This window comes from Thalassobaculum sp., from assembly GCF_040219615.1.
In the GTDB taxonomy this organism is placed as follows: Bacteria; Pseudomonadota; Alphaproteobacteria; order Thalassobaculales; family Thalassobaculaceae; genus Thalassobaculum_A.
In genome coordinates this window covers 314,989-337,887 of record NZ_JAVJSE010000010.1, presented here as the reverse complement: position 1 = coordinate 337,887, position 22,899 = coordinate 314,989, and the positions used below count along the sequence as shown (strand labels likewise).

The window sequence follows — 22,899 nt, the reverse complement described above, 5'->3', positions numbered from 1 at the left end:
GATCCCCACGGCCGGTGGCCGGCCGAAGCGCCACCACACTGTCGTCATTCCGGCCCGGACCGCCGGTGGCGGGACGGAGCCGGAACCCACGGTGCGACGGGCGTTCCCGCCGACCTACTCCGCCGCGTCCTGGTAGGCCTCGAGCGGCGGGCAGGTGCAGATCAGGTGGCGGTCGCCGTACACGTTGTCGATCCGCGACACCGGCGGCCAGTACTTGGTGGCCTCCATGCCGGGCATCGGGAAGGCGCCGGCGCGCCGCGGATAGGGCCGGTCCCAGGCCGGGCCCAGCAGGTCGTCGGCGGTGTGCGGGGCGTGGCGCAGGGCCGAGTGCTCGACCGGGTGGTCGCCGTCCTCGATCGCCCGGATCTCCTCGCGGATCTGGATCATGGCGTCGCAGAACCGGTCGAGCTCGGCCTGGCTCTCGCTCTCGGTCGGCTCGATCATCAGGGTGCCGGCCACCGGGAAGCTCATGGTCGGGGCGTGGAAGCCGAAGTCGATCAGCCGCTTGGCGACGTCGTCGACGGTCACCCCGCTGCGCTCCTTGAGCGGCCGCAGGTCGACGATGCACTCGTGCGCCACCAGCCCGTTCGGACCGGTGTAGAGCACCGGGTAGTGGTCCTCCAGGCGCTTGGCCACGTAGTTGGCGTTCAGGATCGCCATCCGGGTCGCCTTGGTCAGGCCCTCGGCCCCCATCATCCGGATATAGGTCCAGCTGATCGGCAGGATCCCGGCCGAGCCGTAGGGCGCCGCCGACACCGCGCCGATCGCGGTCTCCAGGCTGTCGATCTCGGCATGGCCCGGCAGGTACGGCACCAGGTGCTCGGCCACGCCGATCGGGCCGACGCCGGGGCCGCCGCCGCCATGCGGGATGCAGAAGGTCTTGTGCAGGTTCATGTGGCTGACGTCGGAGCCGAGCTCCTGCAGCGACACCAGCCCGACCAGCGCGTTCAGGTTGGCGCCGTCGGTGTAAACCTGCCCGCCGTGCTCGTGCACGATCGCGCAGATCTCCTTCACCCGCTCCTCGAACACCCCGTGGGTCGACGGGTAGGTGATCATCAGCGCCGCCAGCTTGTCGGCGTGCTGGACCGCCTTGGCCCTGAGGTCGTCGACGTCGACGTTGCCATGCCTGTCGCAGGCCACGACCACCACCCGCATGCCGGCCATGGCGGCCGACGCCGGGTTGGTGCCGTGGGCCGAGGACGGGATCAGGCAGACGTCGCGATGGCCCTCGCCGCGGGCCCGGTGGTAGGCCCGGATCACCAGCAGGCCGGCGTATTCGCCCTGCGAGCCGGCGTTCGGCTGCACCGACACCGCGGCGTAGCCGGTGGCGGCCGCCAGCATGCGCTCCAGGTCGGCGATCATGCGGTGGTAGCCGGTGCTCTGGTCGGCCGGTGCGAACGGGTGGATGTTCGCGAACTCCGGCCAGGTGATCGGGATCATCTCGCTGGTCGCGTTCAGCTTCATGGTGCAGGAGCCGAGCGGGATCATCGCCCGGTCGAGCGCGATGTCCTTGTCCGAGAGCCGGCGCAGGTAGCGCAGCATCTCGGTCTCTGACCGGTACTGGTGGAACACCGGGTGGGTCAGGAACGTGGAGGTCCGCGCCAGGTCCTGGGGGATCGCGTCGGCGACCGCGGCCTCGATCGAGTCGAAGTCGAACTCCGCCTCCGAGCCCTGGCGGAAGCAGGTCCACAGCTTCTCGACGGTGGCGCGGTCGCAGGTCTCGTCGAGCGACACCGCCACCCCGTCGTCCTCGAGCCGCAGGTTCAGGCCCTCGACCCGGGCGGTCTCCCAGATCGTGGCGCCCCAGTCCCTGGTCTTGACGGTGATGGTGTCGAAGAAGCTGTCGCTGTCCAGCTCGTAGCCGAGCCGGCGCACGCCCTCGGCCAGCGCCGCGGTCAGCCGGTGCACCCGGCGGGCGATCCGGGTCAGGCCCTCGGGCCCGTGGTAGACCGCGTACATCGAGGCGATCACCGCCAGCAGCACCTGGGCGGTGCAGATGTTGGAGGTCGCCTTCTCGCGGCGGATGTGCTGCTCGCGGGTCTGCAGGGCCAGGCGATAGGCCGGGCGGCCGGCGGCGTCGACCGACACCCCGACCAGCCGGCCGGGCATCGACCGCTTGTGGACGTCCTTGGTCGCCATGTAGGCGGCATGCGGCCCGCCGAAGCCGAGCGGCACCCCGAAGCGCTGGGTCGACCCGACCGCCACGTCGGCACCCCATTCGCCCGGCGGAGTCAGCAGGGTGAGGGCGAGCAGGTCGGCGGCGACCACCACCAGGGCGTCGTTACCGTGCGCCCGCTCGACCAGGTCGGCGTAGTGGTGAACGGCGCCGCGGGTCGCCGGGTACTGCACCAGGAAGCCGAAGGCGTCGGCCGGCAGGCCGGCGAACTCGTCGCCGACCACGACCTCGATGCCCATCGGCTCGGCCCGGGTCCTCACCACCTCGATGGTCTGCGGGTGGCAACGCTCGGAGACGAAGAACATCATGCCCGGATTCTTGGCGAGCTTGCGGAGCAGCATCATCGCCTCGGCGGCGGCGGTGCCCTCGTCGAGCAGCGAGGCGTTGGCGATGTCCAGGCCGGTCAGGTCGGTCACCATGGTCTGGAAGTTCAGCAGCGCCTCCAGCCGGCCCTGGCTGATCTCCGGCTGGTACGGCGTGTAGGCGGTGTACCAGGCCGGGCTCTCCAGCAGGTTGCGGCGGATCACGCCGGGTGTCTCGGTGCCGTAGTAGCCCTGGCCGATCAGCGACTTCACCACCTTGTTCTGGCTCGCCATCTCGGCCAGCTCGGCCAGCGTCTCGGCCTCGCCGCGCGGCTCGTCCAGGCCCATCGGCCGGTCGCGGCGGATGCCCTTGGGCACCGCGGCGTCGGTCAGCGCCTCCAGCGAGTCGTAGCCGAGGGCGGCGAGCATCGCCGCGGTCTCGTCGGCGCTCGGGCCGATGTGGCGGTTCACGAAGTCGTCGCGGGCGGTCAGCTCGCTCAAGGTCGGCCGGGTCATGCTGTCCTGTCCTCCTGGGCGCCCGCCGCAGATCGGCGGGCGACGCATTTCTCTCGTCCCGTTGCGCCCGTTGCGCAGCAGCGGGCCACGAAGGGTCACCCGCCGGCGTGGGCCTTGTAGGCGGCCTCGTCCATCAGCCCGTCGAGCTCGCCGGGGTCCGACAGCCGGATCTTGAAGAACCAGCCGGAACCGGCCGGGTCGCTGTTGACGGTCTGCGGGGCGTCGACCAGGGCGGCGTTCACCTCGACGATCTCGCCGGACACCGGGGCGTAGATCTCGCTGGCGGCCTTGACCGACTCGACGACGCCGGACTCGTCGCCCTTGGCGAGCGAGCGGCCGACCTCGGGCAGCTCGATGAACACGATGTCGCCGAGCTGTTCCTGGGCATGGTCGGTAATCCCCACGGTCCCGATCCCGCCCTCGACGCGGATCCACTCATGGTCCTCGGTGTACTTCACGGTCATCGCACGCTCCTGCACAGGTCCAAGCCGGTTGTGTCTGGGTTCTTATCCACGTTTGTAGCCCGGGGCCACGAACGGCAGCTTCGCCACCCGCGCCGGCAACGGCTTGCCGCGGACCACCAGCCGCAGCTCGGTGCCGTCGGCCGCGAACGCGGTCTCGACATAGCCCATGGCGACCGGCCCATCGACCGACGGCCCGAAGCCGCCGCTGGTGACCTTGCCGATCGGGCGGCCGTCCGGGTCGGTGATCTCGGTGCCCTCGCGGGCCGGGGCCCGGCCCTCGGGCTTCAGGCCGACGCGGCGGCGGCTCGGGCCGTTCGCCAGCTCGGCCTGGACCCGGGCCGCGCCCGGGAAGCTGCCCTGCTCGCGCCGGCGCTTGCCGATGCTCCAGGTCAGGGCCGCCTCGACCGGCGAGGTGGTGGTGTCGATGTCGTGGCCGTACAGGCACAACCCGGCCTCCAGGCGCAGCGAATCGCGCGCGCCGAGGCCGATCGGCTCGACATCCGGATGCGCCAGCAGGCGCTCGGCCAGGGCCTCGGCGTCGGCGGCCGGAACCGAGATCTCGTAGCCGTCTTCGCCGGTATAGCCGGAGCGGGTGACGAAGCAGGGCACCCCGGCGACGTCCATGCAGCGGAACGTCATGAAGGTCATCGCGGCGGCCTCGGGAGCCAGCGCCGCCAGCACCGACTCCGCCGCCGGTCCCTGCAGCGCCAGCAGCGCGCGGTCGCCGAACTCGGTCACGGCGTCGCCCAGGGTGTTCCGCAGATGCGCGGTGTCGGTCTCCTTGCAGGCCGCGTTGACCACCACGAACAGGTGGTCCCCGGCATTGGTGACCATCAGGTCGTCGAGGATGCCGCCGTCGGCGTTGGTGAACTGGGTGTAGCGGGTGCGCCCCGCGTCGAGGCCGACGATGTCGCCGGGCACCAGGGTCTCGATCCGGGCGGCGGCGTCGGCCCCGTCGATCCGCAGCTGGCCCATGTGCGACACGTCGAACAGCCCGGCCTTGGCCCGGGTGTGCTTGTGCTCGCCGAGGATCCCGAGCGGGAACTGCACCGGCATCAGGTAGCCGGCGAACGGAACCATCTTGCCGCCGAGTCGCTCGTGCAGCGCGGTCAGCGGCGTGGTCTTCAGGTCCTGCTGGTCGGTCATCGGTCCTCCGGCGACGGCTCCGCGACGGCGGAATGCCGTGCGTGCCCCCTCTGTCCGAAAGACCTGAGAGATTGGCCGGGCGGATGGGCGTCCCGGCTTTCCCCGTCGGTGAGGCAGCGGGCCTTGCGGCCCCCACCTGCTCTCCAGAGTCACCTCGCCTCGGGGTACCTTCGCCTGAGAGTTTCCGGGGCGGTTGCTCCTTCGGCGTCGACCGCGACCGCCGTTGCCGGCGGCCCGTCGCTCTCTCCCCCGAGAGTCGTGGGTTATGAGGTCGCCAGAATACCCAGGTCCGGCCGGGTTGCAAGCCCGGGCCGCCTGTCTCGCCCGCCGGCGACCGGTTGCGGCGGGCTGATACAAATGAAACATCCGCGTCGTCACCGCGATACACGGCAGGGTTAAACCGGCGGCCTTCTCCCCGGGGGCGATGGGGGTATCGCGAGGTGACAGAGATGACGAAGTACAGGAACAGGCTTCCACAGCTCGACGGCCGGCTGTTTCTCACCGACGGCGGCATCGAGACGACGCTGATCTTCCAGGACGGGCTGGACCTGCCGTATTTCGCGGCCTTCCACCTGCTGCGCGAGGCCGACGGCACGGCGGCGCTGGCGGACTATTTCCGCCGCCACGCGGCGATCGCCCGCGCCAACGGCGCCGGGTTCATCCTGGAGAGCGCCACCTGGCGCGCCAGCGCCGACTGGGGAGCCAGGCTCGGCTACTCGGACGCGGCGCTCGACGAGGCGAACCGCAAGGCGATCGACATGCTGCACGGGCTGCGCGGCGAGTTCGAGACGGCCGATTCGCCGATGGTGATCAGCGGCTGCGTCGGTCCGCGCGGCGACGGCTACGATCCGGGCGCGGCGATGACGCCGGAGCAGGCCCAGGCCTATCACGCCCGCCAGATCGCCACCTTCGCCGCGACCGGCGCCGACATGGTGACCGCGATCACCATGACCAACACCCCGGAGGCGATCGGCGTCACCCGGGCGGCCCAGGCCGCCGGCATGCCGGTGGTGATCTCGTTCACCGTCGAGACCGACGGCCGGCTGCCGACCGGCGAGCCGCTGTGGGACGCGATCGCCGCGGTCGACGGCGCCACCGGCGACGGCCCGGCCTACTTCATGATCAACTGCGCCCATCCGAGCCATTTCGCCGGGCAACTGGCCGAGGGCGAGGCCTGGGTCGGCCGGATCCGCGGCATCCGCGCGAACGCGTCGCGCTGCAGCCACGCCGAGCTCGACCAGGCGACCGAACTGGATTCCGGCGATCCGGTCGAGCTCGGCCGGTTGTATCGGGAGCTGCGCGGGCGGTTCGGGCAGATCAACGTGCTGGGCGGCTGCTGCGGCACCGACCATCGCCACATCGAGCAGATCTGCGGCCACTGCAAGCTGGCGGCCTGACCATGCCCTGCTGTGTGGTGACCATGCCTTCCGGCGCTCCGGCGCCGGAGGGCTCCGGCCGCGCCGCCGTGACCCGCCTCGGCGTCGTGGTGCTGTCCGACGGCCTGCTGCTGCCCTATGCCGAACGCGGCGAGGCCGGCGGCCTGCCGGTCATCCTGCTGCACGGCTACACCGACACCTGGCGGTCGTTCCACGGCGTGCTGCCGCACTTCCCGCCGACGATCCGCGCGATCGCACCGACCCAGCGCGGGCATGGCGAGGCGGGCCGGCCGGCGGCCGGCTACCGGCCGCGCGACTTCGCCGACGACCTGGCCGGGTTCATGGACGCGCGCGGGATCGACCGGGCGGTGATCGCCGGCCACTCCATGGGCAGCGCGATCGCCCAGCGGTTCGCGCTGGACCATCCGGACCGGGTGGACGGGCTGGTGCTGGCGGGATCCTTCGCCACCGCCCGCGGCAATCCGGAGGTCGCCATGCTGTGGGGCGACGTGGCGAAGCTGGACGACCCGGTCGACCCGGACTTCGTCCGCGCCTTCCAGGAGGCCACGCTGGCACGCCCGCCGGCACCCGACTTCCTCGACATGGTGGTGGACGAGAGCTTGCGGACGCCGGCGCTGGTCTGGCGGGCAGCCCTGGAGGGGTTGCTGCAGGCCGACCACTCGGCCGAGCTCGCGCGGATCGACAAGCCCTGCCTGGTGGTCTGGGGCGATCGCGACGGGTTCTTCCCGAGGGCCGACCAGGACGCCCTGCTGTCGGCGATCCCGCACGCCCAGCTGCTGGTCTACGAGGGCGCCGGCCACGGCCTGCACTGGGAGGAGCCGGAACGCTTCGCCCGCAACGTCTCGGCGTTCGCCGAGACCGTCTCGGCGGGACCCTGGCCGAGGTCTGCCTAGGGCTTGAGCCGGCGGTTGTAGTCGAGCTGCTCCTGGCTGAGCTGCAGCCCGACCAGCACGCGGGTCTGCTTGAAGCCCTGGCCTGCCGGTGCCGGAATCCGCAGCTCGATCTCCTCGAGCCGGGCCAGCCGCCGGCTGTTGCCCTCGAACGGCACCGCGACGTCGAAGATCCGCTTGGCGGTGATGTTGCCGGGGCCGTCCTCGACCGCGACGAAGTACTGCAGCTCGGCCTGCCGGCTGCGGTCGGCGGGGCCGCGCTCGACGACCAGCTGGATCGCCAGCTCGAGGTCGACGCCCTTCTCGTCGTATTCGCAGGCCGACTGCACCCGTGCGATCCGGCCCGAGAACCGGACCTGCGTGAGGTCCTCGCCACCGCCGGGCTCGAACTGCGTGAAGCTGTCGAGCGGGGCCGGCGTGCCGGTCGGCGGGCAGAGCGGCGGCGGACCGTCGGACGAGCAGCCGGCCAGGACCGTCAACGCCGAGAGCATGACGAGCGACCGGGCGGCCAGGATGGATCGACGCATCGTGGGGCCTGCCGTCATCGTGAGTGCCGCATCAGAGGGTGTTGTGGGTGCCGTCGCACAGCGGCTTGTCGCCGGTCGACTTGCAGCCGCAGAAGAACACCGTGTCGGCCTGCTCGGCCTTGTAGCGCACGGGCTGGATTCCGGTGCCGCTGTGCGAGCCGTCGCAGAACGGTTGCTTCTTGCTGAGACCGCAGGCGCACCAGAAATAGGCCCGCCCCGCCTCGACGTCGACGGCGTAGGGTTCCTTCTGCGCACACACCGGCTCGGTCATCGGTTCGCTCCTCGGCCCGGAAATTGCGCCGGACGATAGCCCGCCGCCCCGGTCGGCGCAATTGACGCCGCCGGCCATTCGCGAGAAAACCGCCCGGCCATGACCGAGCCCCTCACCATCGTCCTCGCCGCCCCGCGCGGGTTCTGCGCCGGGGTCGACCGTGCCATCCAGATCGTCGAGCACGCCCTCGAGAAGTGGGGCGCGCCGGTCTATGTCCGGCACGAGATCGTGCACAACCGGCATGTGGTGCAGGCGCTGGAGGGCAAGGGCGCGGTGTTCGTCGAGGAGCTCGACGAGTGCCCGGTCGACCGGCCGGTGGTGTTCAGCGCGCACGGCGTACCGAAATCCGTGCCGGCCGACGCCCAGCGCCGCAACATGATCTACGTCGACGCCACCTGCCCACTGGTCAGCAAGGTCCACCTGGAGGCCGAGCGCCACCATCGGCGCGACCGCCACGTGGTCCTGATCGGCCATGCCGGCCATCCCGAGGTGATCGGCACCATGGGGCAACTGGCCGACGGCGCGATGTCGCTGGTCGAGGACGAGGCCCAGGCCGAGGCCTACCAGCCGCCGGTACCGGGCCAGCCGCTGGCCTTCGTGACCCAGACCACGCTGTCGGTCGACGACACCGCCCGAATCGTCGAGATCCTGCGGCGGCGCTTCCCGGACATGGAGGCGCCGAACAAGGAAGACATCTGCTACGCCACCACCAACCGCCAGGAGGCGGTCAAGGCGATCGCCGGCATGGTCGACGCCCTGGTGGTGATCGGCTCGCCGAACTCCTCGAACTCCAAGCGCCTGGTCGAGGTCGCCAAGGTGGCGGGCTGCGCCGACGCCCGGCTGATCTCCGGCGGGCCGGACATCGACGGCGGCTGGCTCGCCGGGGTCCGGCGGCTCGGCATCAGCGCCGGGGCCTCGGCCCCGGAACTGCTGGTCGAGCAGGTCGTGGCCGCCTGCCGGGCGCTGCGCCCGGTCACTGTCGAAGAAGTCGCGGTCGCCCGCGAGGACATACGCTTCAAACTGCCTCGCGAGCTCGCCTCCTAGGCCTTACCCCCGGGCACCAGATGGCCGTCTACACACCGGTTTCCGACGAAGAGCTGCAGGCCTTCCTGGCCGATTACGACATCGGCGAGGTGACCTCGTTCGCCGGCATCGCCGAAGGCGTGGAGAACTCGAACTTCCTGGTGCGGACCACGCGCTCGACCTACATCCTGACGCTGTATGAGAAGCGGGTCAGCCCGGAAGACCTGCCGTTCTTCATCGGGCTGATGGACCATCTCGCCAAGAAGGGGCTGAGCTGCCCGCGGCCGGTGGCGGCCCGCGACGGCGAGACCCTGCGCACGCTGAACGGCCGCCCGGCGGCGGTCGTCACCTTCCTCGAGGGGCTGTGGCACCGCCGTATCCAGCCGGCCTACTGCCGCTCGCTCGGCGCCGCCATGGCGGCCATGCACGTGGCCGGGGCCGACTTCCCGATGACCCGGGCCAACAACCTGTCGGTGGCGGGCTGGCGGCCGCTGCTCGAAGCCTGCGGCATGAAGTCGAACCAGATCTACCACGGCCTCTACAACTCTCTGAACCAGGAGCTCGGCCTGCTGGAGCGGAACTGGCCGACCGGTCTGCCGACCGGCGTCATCCATGCCGACCTGTTCCCGGACAACGTGTTCTTCCTGGGCGACCAGGTGTCGGGGCTCATCGACTTCTACTTCGCCTGCACGGACGCGCTCGCCTACGACCTGGCGATCTGCCTGAACGCCTGGTGCTTCGAGCACGACGGCAGCTTCAACGTCACCAAGGCGCGGTTGCTGGTCACCGGGTACCAGACCGTGCGGACCCTGTCGGCGGCCGAGCGCGAGGCGATCCCGATGCTGGCCCGCGGCTCGGCCCTGCGGTTCCTGCTGACCCGGCTGTACGACTGGCTGAACCATCCGGAGGGTGCCTTCGTGAAGCCGAAGGACCCGATGGAGTATCACCAGAAGCTGCGCTTCCATCAGTCGGCATCGGGGCCGGCGGCCTATGGGCTCTGAGGCGCGGTTCCGCGCTCGACCCGGTCGGCCGGAATCGTCACGGTCACCGTGGTGCCGTCGCCGGGCCGGCTGTCGAATTCGACGGTCAGGTCGAGCTGGCCGGCCAGCGCCGTGACGATGGCGAGGCCCAGCCCGGTGCCTTCCGTGGAGCGGACATAGGCGTTGTTCCGGATCCGCATGAACGGGCGGAGCGCGGTTTCGACCTCGTCTTCGGCCATGCCGATTCCGGTGTCGCGGACCGTGACCCGGAGCGTGGCCGCCAGGCTGGACACGGTCACCGTGACCCGCCCGCCGGCATGCGTGTACTTGGTGCCGTTCGAGAGCAGGTTCAGGAAGATCTGCTGGAAGCCGGTCCGGTCGATGCGGATCAGCGGCAGGTTGGCCGGGCACTGCACCACGACCTCGATGCCGCGCTGCCGGGCCAGCGGCTCGTTCTGCCTGGCCACCTCGAGCAGGGCCTCGCCGAGGTCGAGAATCTCGTCGCCGAGCACGAACTGGCCGGCTTCGATCCGCGCGATGTCGAGCAGGTTGTCGACCAGGTGCAGGAGCTGCTGGCCGCCGTCCAGGATGAAGCTGGCATACTCCCGGACCCGTGTCGGCTTGCGGGCCATCGGCTTGCCCAGCAGCATGGTCGAGAACCCGATGATGGCGTTGAGCGGCGTGCGCAGCTCGTGGCTCATGCTGGCCAGGAACACCGACTTGGCCCGGTTGGCCTTGGCCGCCTCGCTCCACGCCAGCTGCAGCTGCTCGCCCTGGCGCCGCAGCTCGAGCTGGTCGCTGTGCCACTTGACGACGTATTTGATGGTGCGCTCGAGCACCCGGCTGGACAGGTCGGCCTTGTTGAGGTGCTCGGCGGCACCCGCGACGATCGCCTCTTCCTCGACCGCGGCCTCGTCGTAGCCGGTCAGCAGGATCGCGGGGGCGGCGGCGCGGCTGCCGCCGATCCGGCGGATGACGTCGGTGCCCTGCTGACCGCCCAGCCGCTGGTCCATCAGGATGACGTCGACCGGGCTGTCGTCGAGGATCGCGACCAGGTCGGCGGGATCGTCGCATTCCCGCACGGCGAAGCGGCAGCTGCGCGCGCCGCGCAGGTAGCGCCGGATCGTCAGCCGGTCCTCGGCATCGTCGTCGACGATCATGACCCGGATGGCCTCGTCGCTCTCCGACTTGCGCCACCGGTTACGCGCCGCCGTCAGCGGTGGTCCGGCCCCGCGGGATCCGGCGGATGCGACGCTCCACTCACTCATCCCACACTCCCTGCCGGCCGGCCTGCTGCGCGATCCCGCCGCACCATAAACGACCATTGGACGAACATCTGCTCGTACCACGTCCCATTATTGCCTGCCCGGGTTAATGGCCGGTTATCGCTGGTCGGCTCGGCGTTCCGTCCGGCCCGTTTCTGAGAGCGCGTCGCGTGTCGTTCTCCGGGTCGCTCAATCTGCCTGCGTCACGAGGTCGAACCAGTAATTCTGGATGCTCCGCGCGGTTCGGACCATCCCGGCGATCCCGACCGGCTTGGCGATATAGGAGTTGGCGCCGCGGTCGTAGCTGTCGGCGACGTCGGCCTCGTCCTGCGAGGTGGTGAACACGACCAGCGGGATGCGGCGCAGGTCGGGATCGCTCTTGATCCGCGACAGCGCTTCCCGACCGCCCATGCCGGGCATGTTGAGGTCCAGCAGGATCAGCCCGGGACGCGGGGCGTCGGCGTAGTCGCCCCGCCGGCGCAGGAAGTCGAGCAGTTCGCCGCCGTCGGCGACCCGATAGAACGGATTTCGAATGTCGGCCTGGTTGAAGGCCTTGCGGGCGACCAGGACGTCGTCGTCGTCGTCGTCGGCCATCAGGATCGCCCCGTCGGGGACTGCGGCCTCGGTTCTATGCGTCGCCATTGCGCGCCTCCTGCCGGACCGGGAGGGTGACCCGGAACGTCGCGCCGATTCCGGGACGTCCCTCCGCCTCTATCGCCCCACTATGGAGCCGAACGATACGGTGGCACAAGGCAAGGCCGAGCCCGATCCCGTCGACGCCCTTGCGGCCCTGCAGGCGCTTGAACGGCTCGAATATCGCGTCGGCGTATGCCGGATCGAAGCCGTTGCCGTTGTCGACGACCGACATCACCACCTCCTCCCGACCGCCGGCGGCGGGCCGGGTGGCGGCATCGACGGAGACCGTCAGGGGACGGCTGGGCGACCGGTATTTAAGCGCGTTGCTCAGCAGGTTCTGGAACACCTGGTGCAGCCGGACCGCGTCGGCCTCGATGGCCGGCATGGGTTGTACGGAGACCGTCGCATCGGCCTCCGCCACCTGGATCTCGAGGTCGCTGCAGACCGCATGCCAGAGCTCGGCGAGGTCGACGCTGGAGACGTCGATCTCGGCCAGGCCGGCCCGGGAATAGGCGAGGATGCCGTCGATCATGCGGGCCATCCGGGCGGCGCCGTCGACCATGACCCCGACATAGTGCCGGCCTTCGTCGTCGAGCCGGTCGGCGTGTTCCGTGACCAGGAAGTCGCCGAAGGTCTGGATCTTGCGCAGCGGTTCCTTGAGGTCGTGCGACGCCGCACTGGCGAACAGCCGCAGCTCGTCGTTCGAGCGTTCCAGGTCGACGGACTGGAGCCGGAGCGCACGGTTCAGCCGTTCCAGCTCCCGGGTGTGCCGGATCAGGGCCGTCTCGGCCTCCTTGCGGGCGGTGACGTCGCGGATGATCCCGACGAAGATCCGATCGGCGCCCTGCTGGGCCTCGCCGACGGACAGCTCGATCGGGAACACCGTGCCGTCCTTGCGCCGCGCGCTGACCTCGCGGCCGATGCCGATGATCTTGCGCTCCCCGGTATCCAGATAGTGCTGCAGGTAGCCGTCGTGTTCGCCGTGATAGGGCTCCGGCATCAGCATCCGCACGTTGTGCCCGACGACCTCGTCCGCCTGGTATCCGAACAGCCCCTCGCAGGCCGCATTGAAGCTCTGAACGATGCCGTTCGAGTCGATCAGGATGACGCCGTCGACGGCGGTGCCGATGACGGCGCGCAGGCGGGCCAGGCTGTCCGACAGCTCGCGCTCGGCCTGTTTGCGGGCCGAGATGTCGCGGATGATGCCGACGAAGCCGTGCTCGCCGCCGGGTCGCGCCTCGGGGGCCTCCGTCTCGCCGACCGAGAGTTCGATCGGGAACACGGTGCCGTCCTTGCGCCGCGCGCTGACCTCGCGGCCGATGCCGATGATCTTGCGCTCGCCGGTGGCCAGGTAGCGTCGCAGATAGCCGTCGTGCTCGCCGTGATAGGGCTCCGGCATGAGCATGCGCACGTTGCGCCCCACGACCTCGTCGGCGACGTAGCCGAACAGCCCTTCGCAGGCCTTGTTGAAGGTTTGCACGATCCCTTCGGAGTCGATCAGGATGACCCCGTCGACCGCCGTGTCGATCACGGCCCGCAGTCGTTCGGCGCTGTCGGGCATCGTCTGTTCCTTCCGGAGGCAACGGCACCGGGCTGGCATGGTTCCACGGTCGTCGACCGGGCCGTCCGGGCAAGTCGGCAAATTATCGGACCGGTCCGGGGCGGCGTCGACAACCTTGTCGGGTCTCGCGATCGGTCGCCGCCCGGCAGGCTGGACGCCGGCCGCCGGCATCCCCATAGTCCGACGCCTCGCAGCCCGACACCGGACGACCAGCCCATGACCCTGACCGGCAGCAAACCCAGCTTGCGCGCCATGGCGGCCCGATGACCAGGCGCGTCGAGATCTTCACGGACGGCGCGTGCAGCGGCAACCCGGGGCCGGGCGGCTGGGGGGCGGTGATGCGCTGGAACGGCACCGAGAAGGAGCTCTCGGGCGGCGAGCGGCTGACCACCAACAACCGCATGGAGCTGATGGCGGCGATCGCCGCCCTGGAGGCGCTGACCCGCGGCATGCCGGTCGACCTGACGACCGACAGCACCTATGTGCGCGACGGCATCACCAAGTGGCTGCGGTCCTGGAAGGCGCGCGGCTGGAAGACCGCCGACCGGAAGCCGGTGAAGAACCAGGACCTGTGGGAGCGCCTGGACGCCGCGGCCCAGGCCCACGACGTCCGCTGGCACTGGGTCAAGGGCCATGCCGGCCACCCGGAGAACGAGCGCTGCGACGAGCTGGCCCGCCAGGCGATCGCGGCGATCCGGGAGGCCGGGCGCTGACCGGGGTGCCGAAACGCGAAGGGGCGCCCGAAGGCGCCCCGCGACATGCAGTGCTGCGGCAGGATCAGAGCTTGCCGAGCACGTAGTCGGCGCTCGAGACCTCGAACTGGCCCGGCTCCTCGACGAACAGGTCCTTCACCACGCCGTCCTTCACGACCATGGCGTAGCGCTTGGAGCGGTTGCCCATGCCGTAGCCGCTGCCGTCCATCACCAGGCCCATCGCCTTGGTGAAGTCGGCATTGCCGTCGGCCAGCATCAGCACGTCCTCGCCGACCTTCTGGTCCTTGCCCCAGGCGTCCATCACGAAGGCGTCGTTGACCGACAGGCAGGCGATGGCGTCGACGCCCTTGCCCTTCAGGTCGGCGGCCTTGGTGACGTAGCCCGGCAGGTGCTTGGCCGAGCAGGTCGGGGTGAACGCGCCCGGAACCGCGAACAGAACGACGGTCTTGCCGCCGAACAGCTCGTCGGTCTTCACGTCCTGGATGCCTTCCGAGGTCTTGGTCTTCAAGTTGACCGCCGGTACCTTGTCGCCAACCTTGATGCTCATCGCGTCGCCTCCGTTGCCGAGGACCGACCGGCTCCGCCCCTGTGGCGGTCGGCGATCCTCATCGAAACTCCGCTGCTTACATAGACCGTCGACGGGCTCAATCCAACAGCGCTCGGGCCAATCGCGCCCGCCACGACCGGTCTCACTCCAGGCGGGCGGTCGCCGGGCCGGCGCCGGCCTTGCCGAAGGCCGCCAGCACCGCGTCCTCGGTCAGCAGTTCCGGCAACGCGATGCCGCCCGGGGCCGCCGGGCCGTAGACCGCGTTGAACGGGATCCCGTAGCGCCCGAAGCTGGCCAGGTACTCGGCGATCGCCGGATCCGGGCTGGTCCAGTCGGCGCGCATGGCGAGCACGTCGCCGCCGGCGAGCCGGTCGGCCACCGGGCCGCGGTCGAGCACCGCCGCCTTGTTGACCTTGCAGGTCAGGCACCAGTCGGCGGTCACGTCCACCAGGATCACCCGGCCTTCGCCGACCAGCCGGTCGATCTCGCCGCGGTCGAAGGGCTGCCAGGCCACGGTCTCGACCGTGGTGCTGCCGGCCGTCCGTTCCGCCGGCATCGGGCGCTCGCCGGTCCCGGCCAGCACCAGCGCCAGGACCGCCGCCGCCGCCCCGAGCGGAACTGCCAGTCCGCGGCCGCGCAGCAGCACCAGGGCCGCCGCCAGGGCTACGAACACGCCGCCCACCGCCAGCGCGGCCGCCGCTCCGGTCTGCGCCGCCAGGACGCTCAGCAGCCACAGCGCCGTCGCCGCCAGCGCCACCGACAGCACCCGCTTCAGCACGGTCATCCAGCGGCCGGGGCGGGGCAGGGCACGGGCCAGGTCCGGCACCGCCGCGACCGCCAGATAGGGCAGGGCGAGGCCCAGGCCCATGGCGGCGAACACCGCCACGATCTCCAGCGGCCCCCGGGCCAGCGCGAACCCGATCGCGGTGCCGAGGAACGGCGCCGAGCAGGGGGTGGCGAGCAGGGTGGCGAAGGCGCCGGTCAGGAAATGCCCGGCCAGCGACTTGCCCGGCCGCGCCGGGGTGTCGGACGGCAGCCGGGCCCCGAGATCGGCGACCGCCCGCGGCAGCGCCACCTCGAACAGCCCCCACAGGTTGGCGGCGAACAGCACGACCAGGGTCGCCATGGCGGCCAGGAACAGCGGCTGCTGGAACTGGATCCCCCAGCCGATCGCCACCCCGGCGGACCGCAACGCGACCGCGCCGCCGGCCAGCAGCAGGAACGACACCACGATGCCGGCGGCCGAAGCCAGGAAACCGCGCCGGATGGCGCCGCGCGCGGCACCGCCGTAGCCGACCGCCGACAGCAGCTTGAGAGACAGCACCGGCAGGACGCAGGGCATCAGGTTGAGGATCAGCCCGCCCAGCACGGCGGCGCCGAGCATGGCCAGCCAGGTCGCCGGGCCGGTCTCCCCGGCGGCTGCGGCGGCGGGACCCGCCCCGGCCGGCCCTGCATCGACCGTCACCCGGCGCTCGGCGAACCGGTCGCCGTCGGCCAGGGTGAGCGTGAGGGCGGCGCCCGACAGCGGCGCACCGGCGCCGGCGCCGACCGGCACCCGCAGTTCGGCGGTCCGGCGGTCCGGCCCGAAGGACACCGCCGGCTTGCCGAAGGACAGCCCGGCCGGGCCCTCCGGGAACACGTCGAGGGCCGACAGCGGCCGGTCGGAAGCCAGGGCGAGCACCAGGGTCGGGTGCGCCGGATCGCCCTCGGTCCGGGCCGAGACGACGTCCAGGCCGAGCCCGGGAAGGTCCGACGGAACCTGTGCCGACCAGCGGTCGAGCATCTGGGTGAACGCCGTCGGCTTCGGCGGTGTCGCCGGCAGGTCCAGGGACAGGGCGGCGTCCAGGGGCACGCAGATCTCGCTGCAGACCAGCGCGTTCACGGCGGCGCGCAGCGACAACGGCGCCCCCGGCTCGGCCAGCCGGGCGGTGATCGGGTACACGACATGGCCGGAATAGCCGAACTGCTCGATGCCGAAGGCCGAGAACCGGTGCGGAACCGGGTACTGCATTTCGGTGGCGGCCAGGTTCGAGGAGCCGGCCCAGTCCGCCTGCGGCGGATAGCCGACGTCGCCGGCCGACCGCCAGTAGACCTTCCAGCCCTCGGCCAGCCGGAACTCCAGGCCGAGCGGCACGGCTTCGCGGCCGCCGGTCCCGGCGATCGCCGACACCAGTCGCACGTCGGCGGCTTCGGTCCGGACCCAGTCGGTGGCCGCGTCGGCGGCACGTCCGGCCGCGGGATGGCCTGCCAGGACGGTCGCCGCCGCCAGGATCGCCAGGGCGGTCCGGGCCGCCTGCTTCGCTGCGAAAAAAGCCATATTCATCGGCCAGGTTTGAAAGTCATTCGCCGACCAATATAGTAATAGGGGACGAAGATGTTGGTCACGAAGGCGGGATGCTGCGGCACGCCGCCCTGTCAAATCGTCGCGGCCCACGGATTCCGACGACAAGGATCCCGGAGGGCCGCATCGGCATTCCCCGAGGAGGACCGGGCATGATGTCGGACGAAGCAACTGCCGAAGGTTATCTCGCCGGCCAGATCCTGATCGCCATGCCGAGCATGAGCGACCCGCGGTTCGCGCGCACCGTCATCTACCTGTGCGCCCACAATGCCGACGGTGCCATGGGGCTGGTGCTGAACCGGCTGATCAGCTCGATCACCTTCAAGGATCTGCTCGACGAGCTGAAGGTCGAGGAACCGGCGCCCGAGGAGGCGACGGTACCGGCGATCCATTTCGGCGGGCCGGTGGAGACCGGCCGCGGCTTCGTGCTGCACTCGGCGGACTATGTCGGCCCGGACTCGATGCCGCTGACCGGCACCTTCGCCCTGACCGCCACCGTCGACATCCTCAAGGCGATTGCCGCCGGCCAGGGGCCGGAACAGCATCTGCTGGCGCTCGGCTATGCCGGCTGGGGCCCCGGCCAGCTCGACGGCGAACTGCAGGAGAACGCCTGGCTGTCGGTCGAGGCCGACCCGGACCTGGTGTTCGACGGCGAGCTCGACGACAAGTGGGAGCGCGCGCTGGCCAAGCTGGGGATCAGCGCCTCGCTGCTGTCGAGCGACGCCGGCCACGCATAGCAGCCCGCCGCCGTACCGAGGTCGGTCCGGGCGCCGCTCCCGCCGTCAGGTCGCGAAGCTCGGGTCCTTCTTCTCCATCAGGCGGACCAGCGCCGGCCATTCGATGGCGTCGACGGTGCCCTGGCCGGCCGAGCCTTCCTCCCACTGCCGGGCGGTGTGCTCCGCGACCTTCTCCGAGGGGACCGCGATGGCGCCGCCGCTGGCCATGACGTCGAGCTGCAGGCGGCAGGCGCGCTCCAGGTAGTAGATCCGCCGGAACGCCTCGGCGACCGAGCGGCCGCAGGTCAGCAGGCCGTGGTTGCGCAGGATCATCGCGTTGTGACCGCCGAGGTCGGCGATCAGCCGCTCCTGCTCGCCGAGGTCGGTCGCGATGCCCTCGAGGTCGTGGTAGGCGATGCGCCGGTGGAACTGCATCGACTGCTGGTCGAGCGGCGCCAGCCCGTCCTTCAGCGCCGCCACCCCGCAGCCGGCCCGGCTGTGGGTGTGGATGATGCAGGCGACGTCGTGGCGAGCCCGGTGGATCGCCGAGTGGATGACGTAGCCCGGGCCGTTCACCGGGTAGTCGTCCTGGTCGAGCGCCTTGCCGTCGATGTCGACACGCAGCAGGTTGGACGCCGTGATCTCGGTGTAGTGCCGCCCGAAGCCGTTGATCAGGAACACCTCCTTGCCGTCGACCGGGTCCGGCAGCCGCACCGTGATGTGGTTGTAGACCAGGTCGGCCATGCCGAAATGCTCGACCAGCCGGTAGCAGGCGGCGAGCTCGACGCGCAGGCGCCACTCCTGCTCGGAATACTTCGCCGGGCGGCGGTCGCCGGCGAGTGCGGTCACGGACATTGCGATCCTCCCATGTCGTTCGTCGATTTCCGGCCGGCGGCCCCGGCCCGCCTGGTGCTCTCAGCCCCGCGTCTTCAGCAGGTCGCGGATCTCCTCCAGCAGGACCTCCTGGCGCGGCGGTGCCGCCGGCGCCTTCGGGGTTTCCGGCTCCTCGAAGCGGCGGCGCAGCCGGTTCATCTGCCGGACCACGAAGAACAGCGCCCAGGCGACGATCGCGAAGTTGATCAGGGCGTTGATGAACTTGCCGTAGCCCAGCACCGGCACCCCGGCTTCCTTGGCCGCCGCCAGCGACGCCGGCGCCTCGCCCGACTGGAGCACCAGGAAGTAGTTCGAGAAGTCGATGCCGCCCATCAGCACGCCGACCGGCGGCATGATGATGTCGTTCACCAGCGACTGCACGATGCCGGTGAAGGCGGCGCCGATGATGATGCCGACCGCGAGGTCGACCACGTTGCCCCGGAGGGCGAATTCCCGGAACTCCTTGAGCATTCCGTCCTCGCGCCGATGGTTGAGCGTCCGGAAGGATTAGACAGCGAAACCGCGGTGTTGCCCAGCCCGCTGCCGGCCGTCCCGCGGCCTCGACCCGACGCCCTCGGCGGCGCATGGTGTGCCGAAACCGACGGGAGGAGATCGACCATGGCAGGCGCACTGGCGGGCAAGGTCGCCCTGGTCACCGGGGCCGGCAGGAACATCGGGCGCGCGGTCGCGCTGCTGGTGGCGCGCGACGGCGCCACCGTGGTCGTGAACGGTCGGTCGGACCGGGCGGCGGTCGATGCCGTGGTGGCCGAGATCCAGGCGGCCGGCGGCCGGGCCCTCGGCTGGATGGCCGACGTCGCGGACGAGCCGGCGGTCGCCCGGATGATGGCGGGGGTGACCGCCGAACTCGGCGGGCTCGACATCCTGGTGTCGAACGCCGGCCTGCGGCGCCAGACCGCGTTCCTCGAGATGGACTACGCGGAGTGGCGCGAGATCCTGTCGGTGGCCCTGGACGGCGCCTTCCTGACGGCGCGCGCTGCGGCGCCGTCGATGGTGGCGCGGGGTGGCGGGGCGATCGTCGCGCTGTCGGGGATCTCGACCCATCTCGGCACCCCGAACCGCTGCCACGTGTCGGCGTCGAAGGCCGGGCTGGAGGGCCTGATGCGGGCATTGGCGGTCGAGCTCGGCCCGCACGGCGTGCGCTGCAACTGCGTGGCGCCCGGCCCGGTCGACACCCAGCGCGGTGCTTCGGCCGGCCCGATGCCGACCGGCCTGCTGGACGGCATCCCGCTCGGCCGCAAGGCCTCGGTCGACGACATCGCGGCCGCGGTGCGCTACCTCGTCGGGCCGGAGGGCGCCTATGTCAACGGCCAGACCCTGCATCTCAACGGCGGGATGTACCTGACCTGAACCGGGAGACGGCAGAATGCCGGGTTGAGCCGTCCATAGGGCAGGCGTAGTCTTGAACCATGGAAGACACGCCGATGGTCGATCCCAACCAGGAGTTGATGCTCGAGCAGTTCCGATTGATCCGGGCGACGCTGGCGTTGCACAGCCAGAAGTTTGACGAGGTTCTGTTCCGCCTCTCGAATCTCGAGATGGGGGTCGCCGGCACGCGCCGGGAGCGGGCCGGGGACGCGGAAACCGTCGCCCACCTGCAATCCAGGGTCGACCGCATGCAGGGCCAGATCGACCGGATCAACCAGCGCCTGGAGCTGACCGACAACCCGGGCTGAAGCCAGCCGCGTAGCGTCGGCCGGAACGCCACACGACGATGACGGTTTCCTACTCGGAGACCAGCCGCGGACGATCCGGCACGACTGCCACGTCCTTCGGCTCGACGGTCTCGACCTCGACCTCGCGGATGCGCTCGGCCCGCTTGTCGATCTTCTCGGTCGAGACCCGGATCTGCCGCATGTCCTCGTCGGCCTGGCGGAAGTGGTTCTGCAGCTTGCCGACCCGGTCGTCGAGCCGGCGGACGTCGTCCAGCATGCGGCCGACCTCGGCCTGCAGCAGGCCGGCCTGCTCGCTGATCCGGGCGTCCTTCAGCACCGCCCGAACGGTGTTCAGGGTCGCCATCAGGGTGGTCGGCGAGACGATCCAGACCCGGCGCCGGAAGGCGTCCTGCACGACCGCCGGCAGGCTGGCGTGCAGTTCGGCGTAGACCGCCTCCGACGGCAGGAACATCAGCGCCGAATCGGCGGTCTCGCCCGGCACGATGTAGCGCTCGGCGATGTCCTTGACGTGCTTGCTGATCGCCTGGGCCAGCAGCTTGCGGGCCACCTCGCGCTCGGCGTCGGTGCCGGCGTCGCGCAGCGTCTGGTAGTGCTCGAGCGGGAACTTGGCGTCGATGGCGATGGCGCCCGGCGGGTTCGGCAGGGTCAGCAGGCAGTCGACCCGGCGGCCGCTCGCCAGCGTCGCCTGGAAGCTGTAGGCGCTCGGCGGCAGGGCCTGCATCACCAGGTCGTTCAGCTGGATCTCGCCGAACGCGCCGCGGGCCTGCTTGTTGGCCAGGATGTCCTGCAGCCCGACTACCTGGGTCGACAGCGCCGTGATGTTCTTCTGGGCGGAGTCGATGACCGCCAGCCGCTCCTTCAGGTCGGTGATCGTGGTCTGGGCGGTCTGGCTGGACTTCTCCAGGCTCTCGCCGACCCGCTTGGTCACGTCGGCCAGCCGCTCCTCCAGCTTCTTCGCCAGCTCGCGCTCCTGATTCTGGAGCTGCTCGGCCATGCGGGCCTGCCCGGCGGCCTGGCTCTCGGCGACCTGGGCCAGCCGCCCGGCCAGCTCGGCCTGGCTGCGCGCCAGCCGCTCGGCGGCGTCGGCCTGCCGGCGCTCCGCCTCGGCCAGCGCGTCCTCGACGCCGGCGCTGCCGGTCCACAGCCGCCAGGCGATCAGCAGCAGGGCGGCCAGCACGCAGGCGCCGACGATCAGCAGCAGCAGCTCCGGCGGCAGGGGAAGGGTCATCTCGGCCATGCCGGCACCCTAGCACGTTCGCGACCGGTCCCCGCCGGCAGCTGCGACGGCGCGGGAATCTTGACGCTCCGGGCCTGTTCGCCTACCTCAGGGGATCTCGAAACCCGAACGAATCGCCCTGCCGAGTCGCACACGAAGAGTCGCAATGGCCATCCTGCCGATCATCTGGGCGCCCGACCCGGTCCTGAAAACCAAGTGCAAGCCGGTCGAGGCGGTCGACGACGAGGTGCGGCGGCTGGTCGACGACATGCTGGCGACCATGTACGCCGCCCCGGGCGTCGGCCTGGCGGCCCCGCAGATCGGCGTCGAGAAGCGGGTGATCGTGGTCGACGTCGCCGGCAAGGACGAGAAGCCGCAGCCGATCGCCCTGATCAACCCGGAGATCACCTGGGCTTCGGACGACACCCAGGTCTACGAGGAAGGCTGCCTGTCGCTGCCGGAGATGTACGCCGACGTCGAGCGGCCGGCCCGCGTCAAGGTGCGCTATCTCGACCGCGACGGCGCCAGGCAGGAGATCGAGGGCGACGGCCTGATGGCGGTCTGTCTGCAGCATGAGATCGACCATATCGACGGCGTGCTGTTCGTCGACCGCATCTCGGCGCTCAAGCGCAACATGATCATGAAGAAGATGGTCAAGGCGAAGAAACTGCGCTCGCGCGAGCAGGCGGCGTGACCGACCCCGCCGGCCAGCCCCTCCGCCTCGCCTTCCTCGGCAGTCCCGACTTCGCGGTTCCGGTGCTGCAGGCCCTGCGCGACGCCGGCCACGACGTGGTCTGCGTCTATGCCCAGCCGGCACGCCCGGCCGGCCGCGGCAAGCGCGAGCGGCCGACCGCGGTGCAGGCCGCCGCCGAGGCCGCCGGCATCGAGGTGCGGACGCCGCGGACCCTGCGCGACGCCGAGGCCCAGGCGGCGTTCGCGGCCCTGGATCTGGACGCCGCCGTGGTGGTCGCCTACGGGCTGATCCTGCCGCAGGCGGTGCTGGACGCGCCGCGGCTGGGCTGCATCAACGTGCATGCCTCGCTGCTGCCGCGCTGGCGCGGGGCGGCGCCGATCCAGCGCGCGATCGCCGCCGGCGACCCGGAGACCGGCGTGACCATCATGCAGATGGATGCCGGGCTCGACACCGGGCCGATGCTGCTGCGCCGGTCGGTGCCGATCGGGCCGGAGACCACGGCGGCCGGACTGCACGACGTCCTGGCCGCGCTCGGCGCCGAGCTGATCCTGCCGGCGCTGGCCGGGCTGGCCGCCGGCGACCTGCTGCCGACTCCGCAGCCGGAGGACGGCGTCACATACGCGAAGAAGCTGGAGCGCGACGAGGGGCGGCTCGACTTCACCCGCCCGGCGGCCGAGCTGGAGCGGCTGGTGCGGGCCTTCGATCCCTGGCCGGGGGCGTATTTCGAGCTCGGGGGCGAGCGCATCAAGGTGCTGTCGGCGACGGTACTGAAGGTCGGACGGCTGGCCAATGCGCCCGGCACGGTGCTGGACCACGAGCTGACCATCGCCTGCGGCGCGGACGCGCTCCGCCCGACCCGGGTGCAGCGCGCCGGCAGGGGACCGGTGGACACCGACGCCTTCCTGCGCGGCTTCGCGGTCGCGCCCGGCAGCGTTCTCGGCTGAGCCCGGA

At 70.9% G+C, this 22,899-nt stretch carries 23 protein-coding genes and 2 riboswitches; of the genes, 10 read left to right on the top strand and 13 right to left on the bottom strand.

Going from position 1 to position 22,899, the window contains the following annotated elements; genetic code table 11:
- Positions 1-114: 114 nt before the first annotated feature.
- The 3 genes from gcvP to gcvT all read right to left on the bottom strand — a co-directional run bounded on the left by gcvP (position 115) and on the right by gcvT (position 4,604).
- Entirely contained in the window at positions 115-2,994 is a 2,880-nt protein-coding gene (gene gcvP / locus RIC31_RS06360; protein WP_350104388.1) for an aminomethyl-transferring glycine dehydrogenase, read from the bottom strand.
- 95 nt (positions 2,995-3,089) lie between these two features.
- Entirely contained in the window at positions 3,090-3,458 is a 369-nt protein-coding gene (gene gcvH, locus RIC31_RS06355; protein ID WP_350104386.1) for a glycine cleavage system protein GcvH, read from the bottom strand.
- 42 nt (positions 3,459-3,500) lie between these two features.
- Positions 3,501-4,604, bottom strand: a complete 1,104-nt coding sequence (gene gcvT, locus RIC31_RS06350) for a glycine cleavage system aminomethyltransferase GcvT (protein WP_350104384.1) — start codon at positions 4,602-4,604, stop codon at positions 3,501-3,503.
- Between the two features lie 48 nt (positions 4,605-4,652).
- Positions 4,653-4,753, bottom strand: a riboswitch (glycine riboswitch).
- Between the two features lie 3 nt (positions 4,754-4,756).
- A riboswitch (glycine riboswitch) is annotated at positions 4,757-4,864 on the bottom strand.
- A 189-nt stretch (positions 4,865-5,053) separates the two neighbouring features.
- On the opposite strand from gcvT, the gene RIC31_RS06345 reads away from it, so the two are divergent.
- Both RIC31_RS06345 and RIC31_RS06340 read left to right on the top strand, forming a co-directional pair.
- Positions 5,054-6,001, top strand: coding sequence for a homocysteine S-methyltransferase family protein (locus RIC31_RS06345; protein ID WP_350104381.1), 948 nt, complete (start codon positions 5,054-5,056; stop codon positions 5,999-6,001).
- Positions 6,002-6,024: 23 nt separating this feature from the next.
- Entirely contained in the window at positions 6,025-6,894 is an 870-nt protein-coding gene (locus tag RIC31_RS06340) for an alpha/beta fold hydrolase (protein WP_350104379.1), read from the top strand.
- Here RIC31_RS06340 and RIC31_RS06335 read toward each other — a convergent pair.
- Positions 6,891-7,418 carry a Slp family lipoprotein gene (locus RIC31_RS06335; protein ID WP_350104376.1) on the bottom strand — a complete coding sequence of 176 codons (528 nt, stop codon included), beginning with the start codon at positions 7,416-7,418 and terminating at the stop codon, positions 6,891-6,893. The genes RIC31_RS06340 and RIC31_RS06335 overlap by 4 nt on opposite strands.
- A gap of 31 nt (positions 7,419-7,449) precedes the next feature.
- A complete protein-coding gene (locus RIC31_RS06330) occupies positions 7,450-7,689 on the bottom strand; it encodes a CDGSH iron-sulfur domain-containing protein (protein WP_350104373.1) in 240 nt (79 codons plus the stop codon).
- A 99-nt stretch (positions 7,690-7,788) separates the two neighbouring features.
- Here RIC31_RS06330 and ispH point away from each other — a divergent pair, with 99 nt between their 5' ends.
- Positions 7,789-8,733: a 4-hydroxy-3-methylbut-2-enyl diphosphate reductase gene (gene ispH, locus RIC31_RS06325; protein WP_350104370.1), complete on the top strand. Its 945-nt coding sequence runs from the start codon at positions 7,789-7,791 to the stop codon at positions 8,731-8,733.
- Between the two features lie 20 nt (positions 8,734-8,753).
- Entirely contained in the window at positions 8,754-9,713 is a 960-nt protein-coding gene (locus RIC31_RS06320) for a homoserine kinase (RefSeq protein ID WP_350104367.1), read from the top strand.
- Here RIC31_RS06320 and RIC31_RS06315 read toward each other — a convergent pair.
- From RIC31_RS06315 to RIC31_RS06305, 3 genes are all read right to left on the bottom strand, one after another.
- A complete protein-coding gene (locus RIC31_RS06315; protein ID WP_350104364.1) occupies positions 9,701-10,960 on the bottom strand; it encodes a hybrid sensor histidine kinase/response regulator in 1,260 nt (419 codons plus the stop codon). The two genes, RIC31_RS06320 and RIC31_RS06315, sit on opposite strands and share 13 nt — an antisense overlap.
- 186 nt (positions 10,961-11,146) lie before the next feature.
- On the bottom strand, positions 11,147-11,599 hold the full coding sequence (locus RIC31_RS06310; protein ID WP_350104362.1) for a response regulator: 453 nt from the start codon (positions 11,597-11,599) through the stop codon (positions 11,147-11,149).
- A complete protein-coding gene (locus RIC31_RS06305) occupies positions 11,586-13,154 on the bottom strand; it encodes a sensor histidine kinase (protein WP_350104359.1) in 1,569 nt (522 codons plus the stop codon). Before RIC31_RS06305 ends, RIC31_RS06310 begins: the two co-directional genes overlap by 14 nt.
- 263 nt (positions 13,155-13,417) lie before the next feature.
- Between RIC31_RS06305 and rnhA the strand changes: the two genes are divergently transcribed.
- Complete coding sequence (gene rnhA / locus RIC31_RS06300; RefSeq protein ID WP_350104355.1) at positions 13,418-13,867, top strand: ribonuclease HI; 450 nt, start codon at positions 13,418-13,420, stop codon at positions 13,865-13,867.
- Between the two features lie 64 nt (positions 13,868-13,931).
- On the opposite strand, the gene RIC31_RS06295 is transcribed toward rnhA, so the two are convergent.
- Together RIC31_RS06295 and RIC31_RS06290 are read right to left on the bottom strand one after the other, a co-directional pair.
- Positions 13,932-14,414, bottom strand: a complete 483-nt coding sequence (locus tag RIC31_RS06295; protein WP_350104352.1) for a peroxiredoxin — start codon at positions 14,412-14,414, stop codon at positions 13,932-13,934.
- Positions 14,415-14,556: 142 nt separating this feature from the next.
- On the bottom strand, positions 14,557-16,731 hold the full coding sequence (locus RIC31_RS06290; protein ID WP_350104350.1) for a protein-disulfide reductase DsbD family protein: 2,175 nt from the start codon (positions 16,729-16,731) through the stop codon (positions 14,557-14,559).
- Between the two features lie 176 nt (positions 16,732-16,907).
- Here RIC31_RS06290 and RIC31_RS06285 point away from each other — a divergent pair, with 176 nt between their 5' ends.
- Entirely contained in the window at positions 16,908-17,492 is a 585-nt protein-coding gene (locus RIC31_RS06285; RefSeq protein WP_502990049.1) for a YqgE/AlgH family protein, read from the top strand.
- Positions 17,493-17,537: 45 nt separating this feature from the next.
- Here RIC31_RS06285 and RIC31_RS06280 read toward each other — a convergent pair whose 3' ends face one another.
- The gene (locus RIC31_RS06280) at positions 17,538-18,326 is read right to left on the bottom strand and encodes a class II aldolase/adducin family protein (protein ID WP_350104348.1); all 789 of its coding nucleotides are present in this window, start codon (positions 18,324-18,326) and stop codon (positions 17,538-17,540) included.
- Between the two features lie 60 nt (positions 18,327-18,386).
- The gene (mscL, locus tag RIC31_RS06275; RefSeq protein WP_350104345.1) at positions 18,387-18,815 is read right to left on the bottom strand and encodes a large conductance mechanosensitive channel protein MscL; all 429 of its coding nucleotides are present in this window, start codon (positions 18,813-18,815) and stop codon (positions 18,387-18,389) included.
- A 147-nt stretch (positions 18,816-18,962) separates the two neighbouring features.
- Here mscL and RIC31_RS06270 point away from each other — a divergent pair, with 147 nt between their 5' ends.
- Both RIC31_RS06270 and RIC31_RS06265 read left to right on the top strand, forming a co-directional pair.
- The gene (locus RIC31_RS06270; protein ID WP_350104343.1) at positions 18,963-19,712 is read left to right on the top strand and encodes an SDR family NAD(P)-dependent oxidoreductase; all 750 of its coding nucleotides are present in this window, start codon (positions 18,963-18,965) and stop codon (positions 19,710-19,712) included.
- Between the two features lie 59 nt (positions 19,713-19,771).
- Positions 19,772-20,038, top strand: coding sequence for a hypothetical protein (locus RIC31_RS06265; RefSeq protein ID WP_350104341.1), 267 nt, complete (start codon positions 19,772-19,774; stop codon positions 20,036-20,038).
- A 49-nt stretch (positions 20,039-20,087) separates the two neighbouring features.
- On the opposite strand, the gene RIC31_RS06260 is transcribed toward RIC31_RS06265, so the two are convergent.
- Positions 20,088-21,275: a DNA recombination protein RmuC gene (locus RIC31_RS06260; protein WP_350104339.1), complete on the bottom strand. Its 1,188-nt coding sequence runs from the start codon at positions 21,273-21,275 to the stop codon at positions 20,088-20,090.
- A 145-nt stretch (positions 21,276-21,420) separates the two neighbouring features.
- Between RIC31_RS06260 and def the strand changes: the two genes are divergently transcribed.
- Both def and fmt read left to right on the top strand, forming a co-directional pair.
- Positions 21,421-21,948, top strand: a complete 528-nt coding sequence (gene def / locus RIC31_RS06255) for a peptide deformylase (RefSeq protein ID WP_350104337.1) — start codon at positions 21,421-21,423, stop codon at positions 21,946-21,948.
- Positions 21,945-22,892 carry a methionyl-tRNA formyltransferase gene (fmt, locus tag RIC31_RS06250; protein ID WP_350104335.1) on the top strand — a complete coding sequence of 316 codons (948 nt, stop codon included), beginning with the start codon at positions 21,945-21,947 and terminating at the stop codon, positions 22,890-22,892. Before def ends, fmt begins: the two co-directional genes overlap by 4 nt.
- Positions 22,893-22,899: the final 7 nt, after the last annotated feature.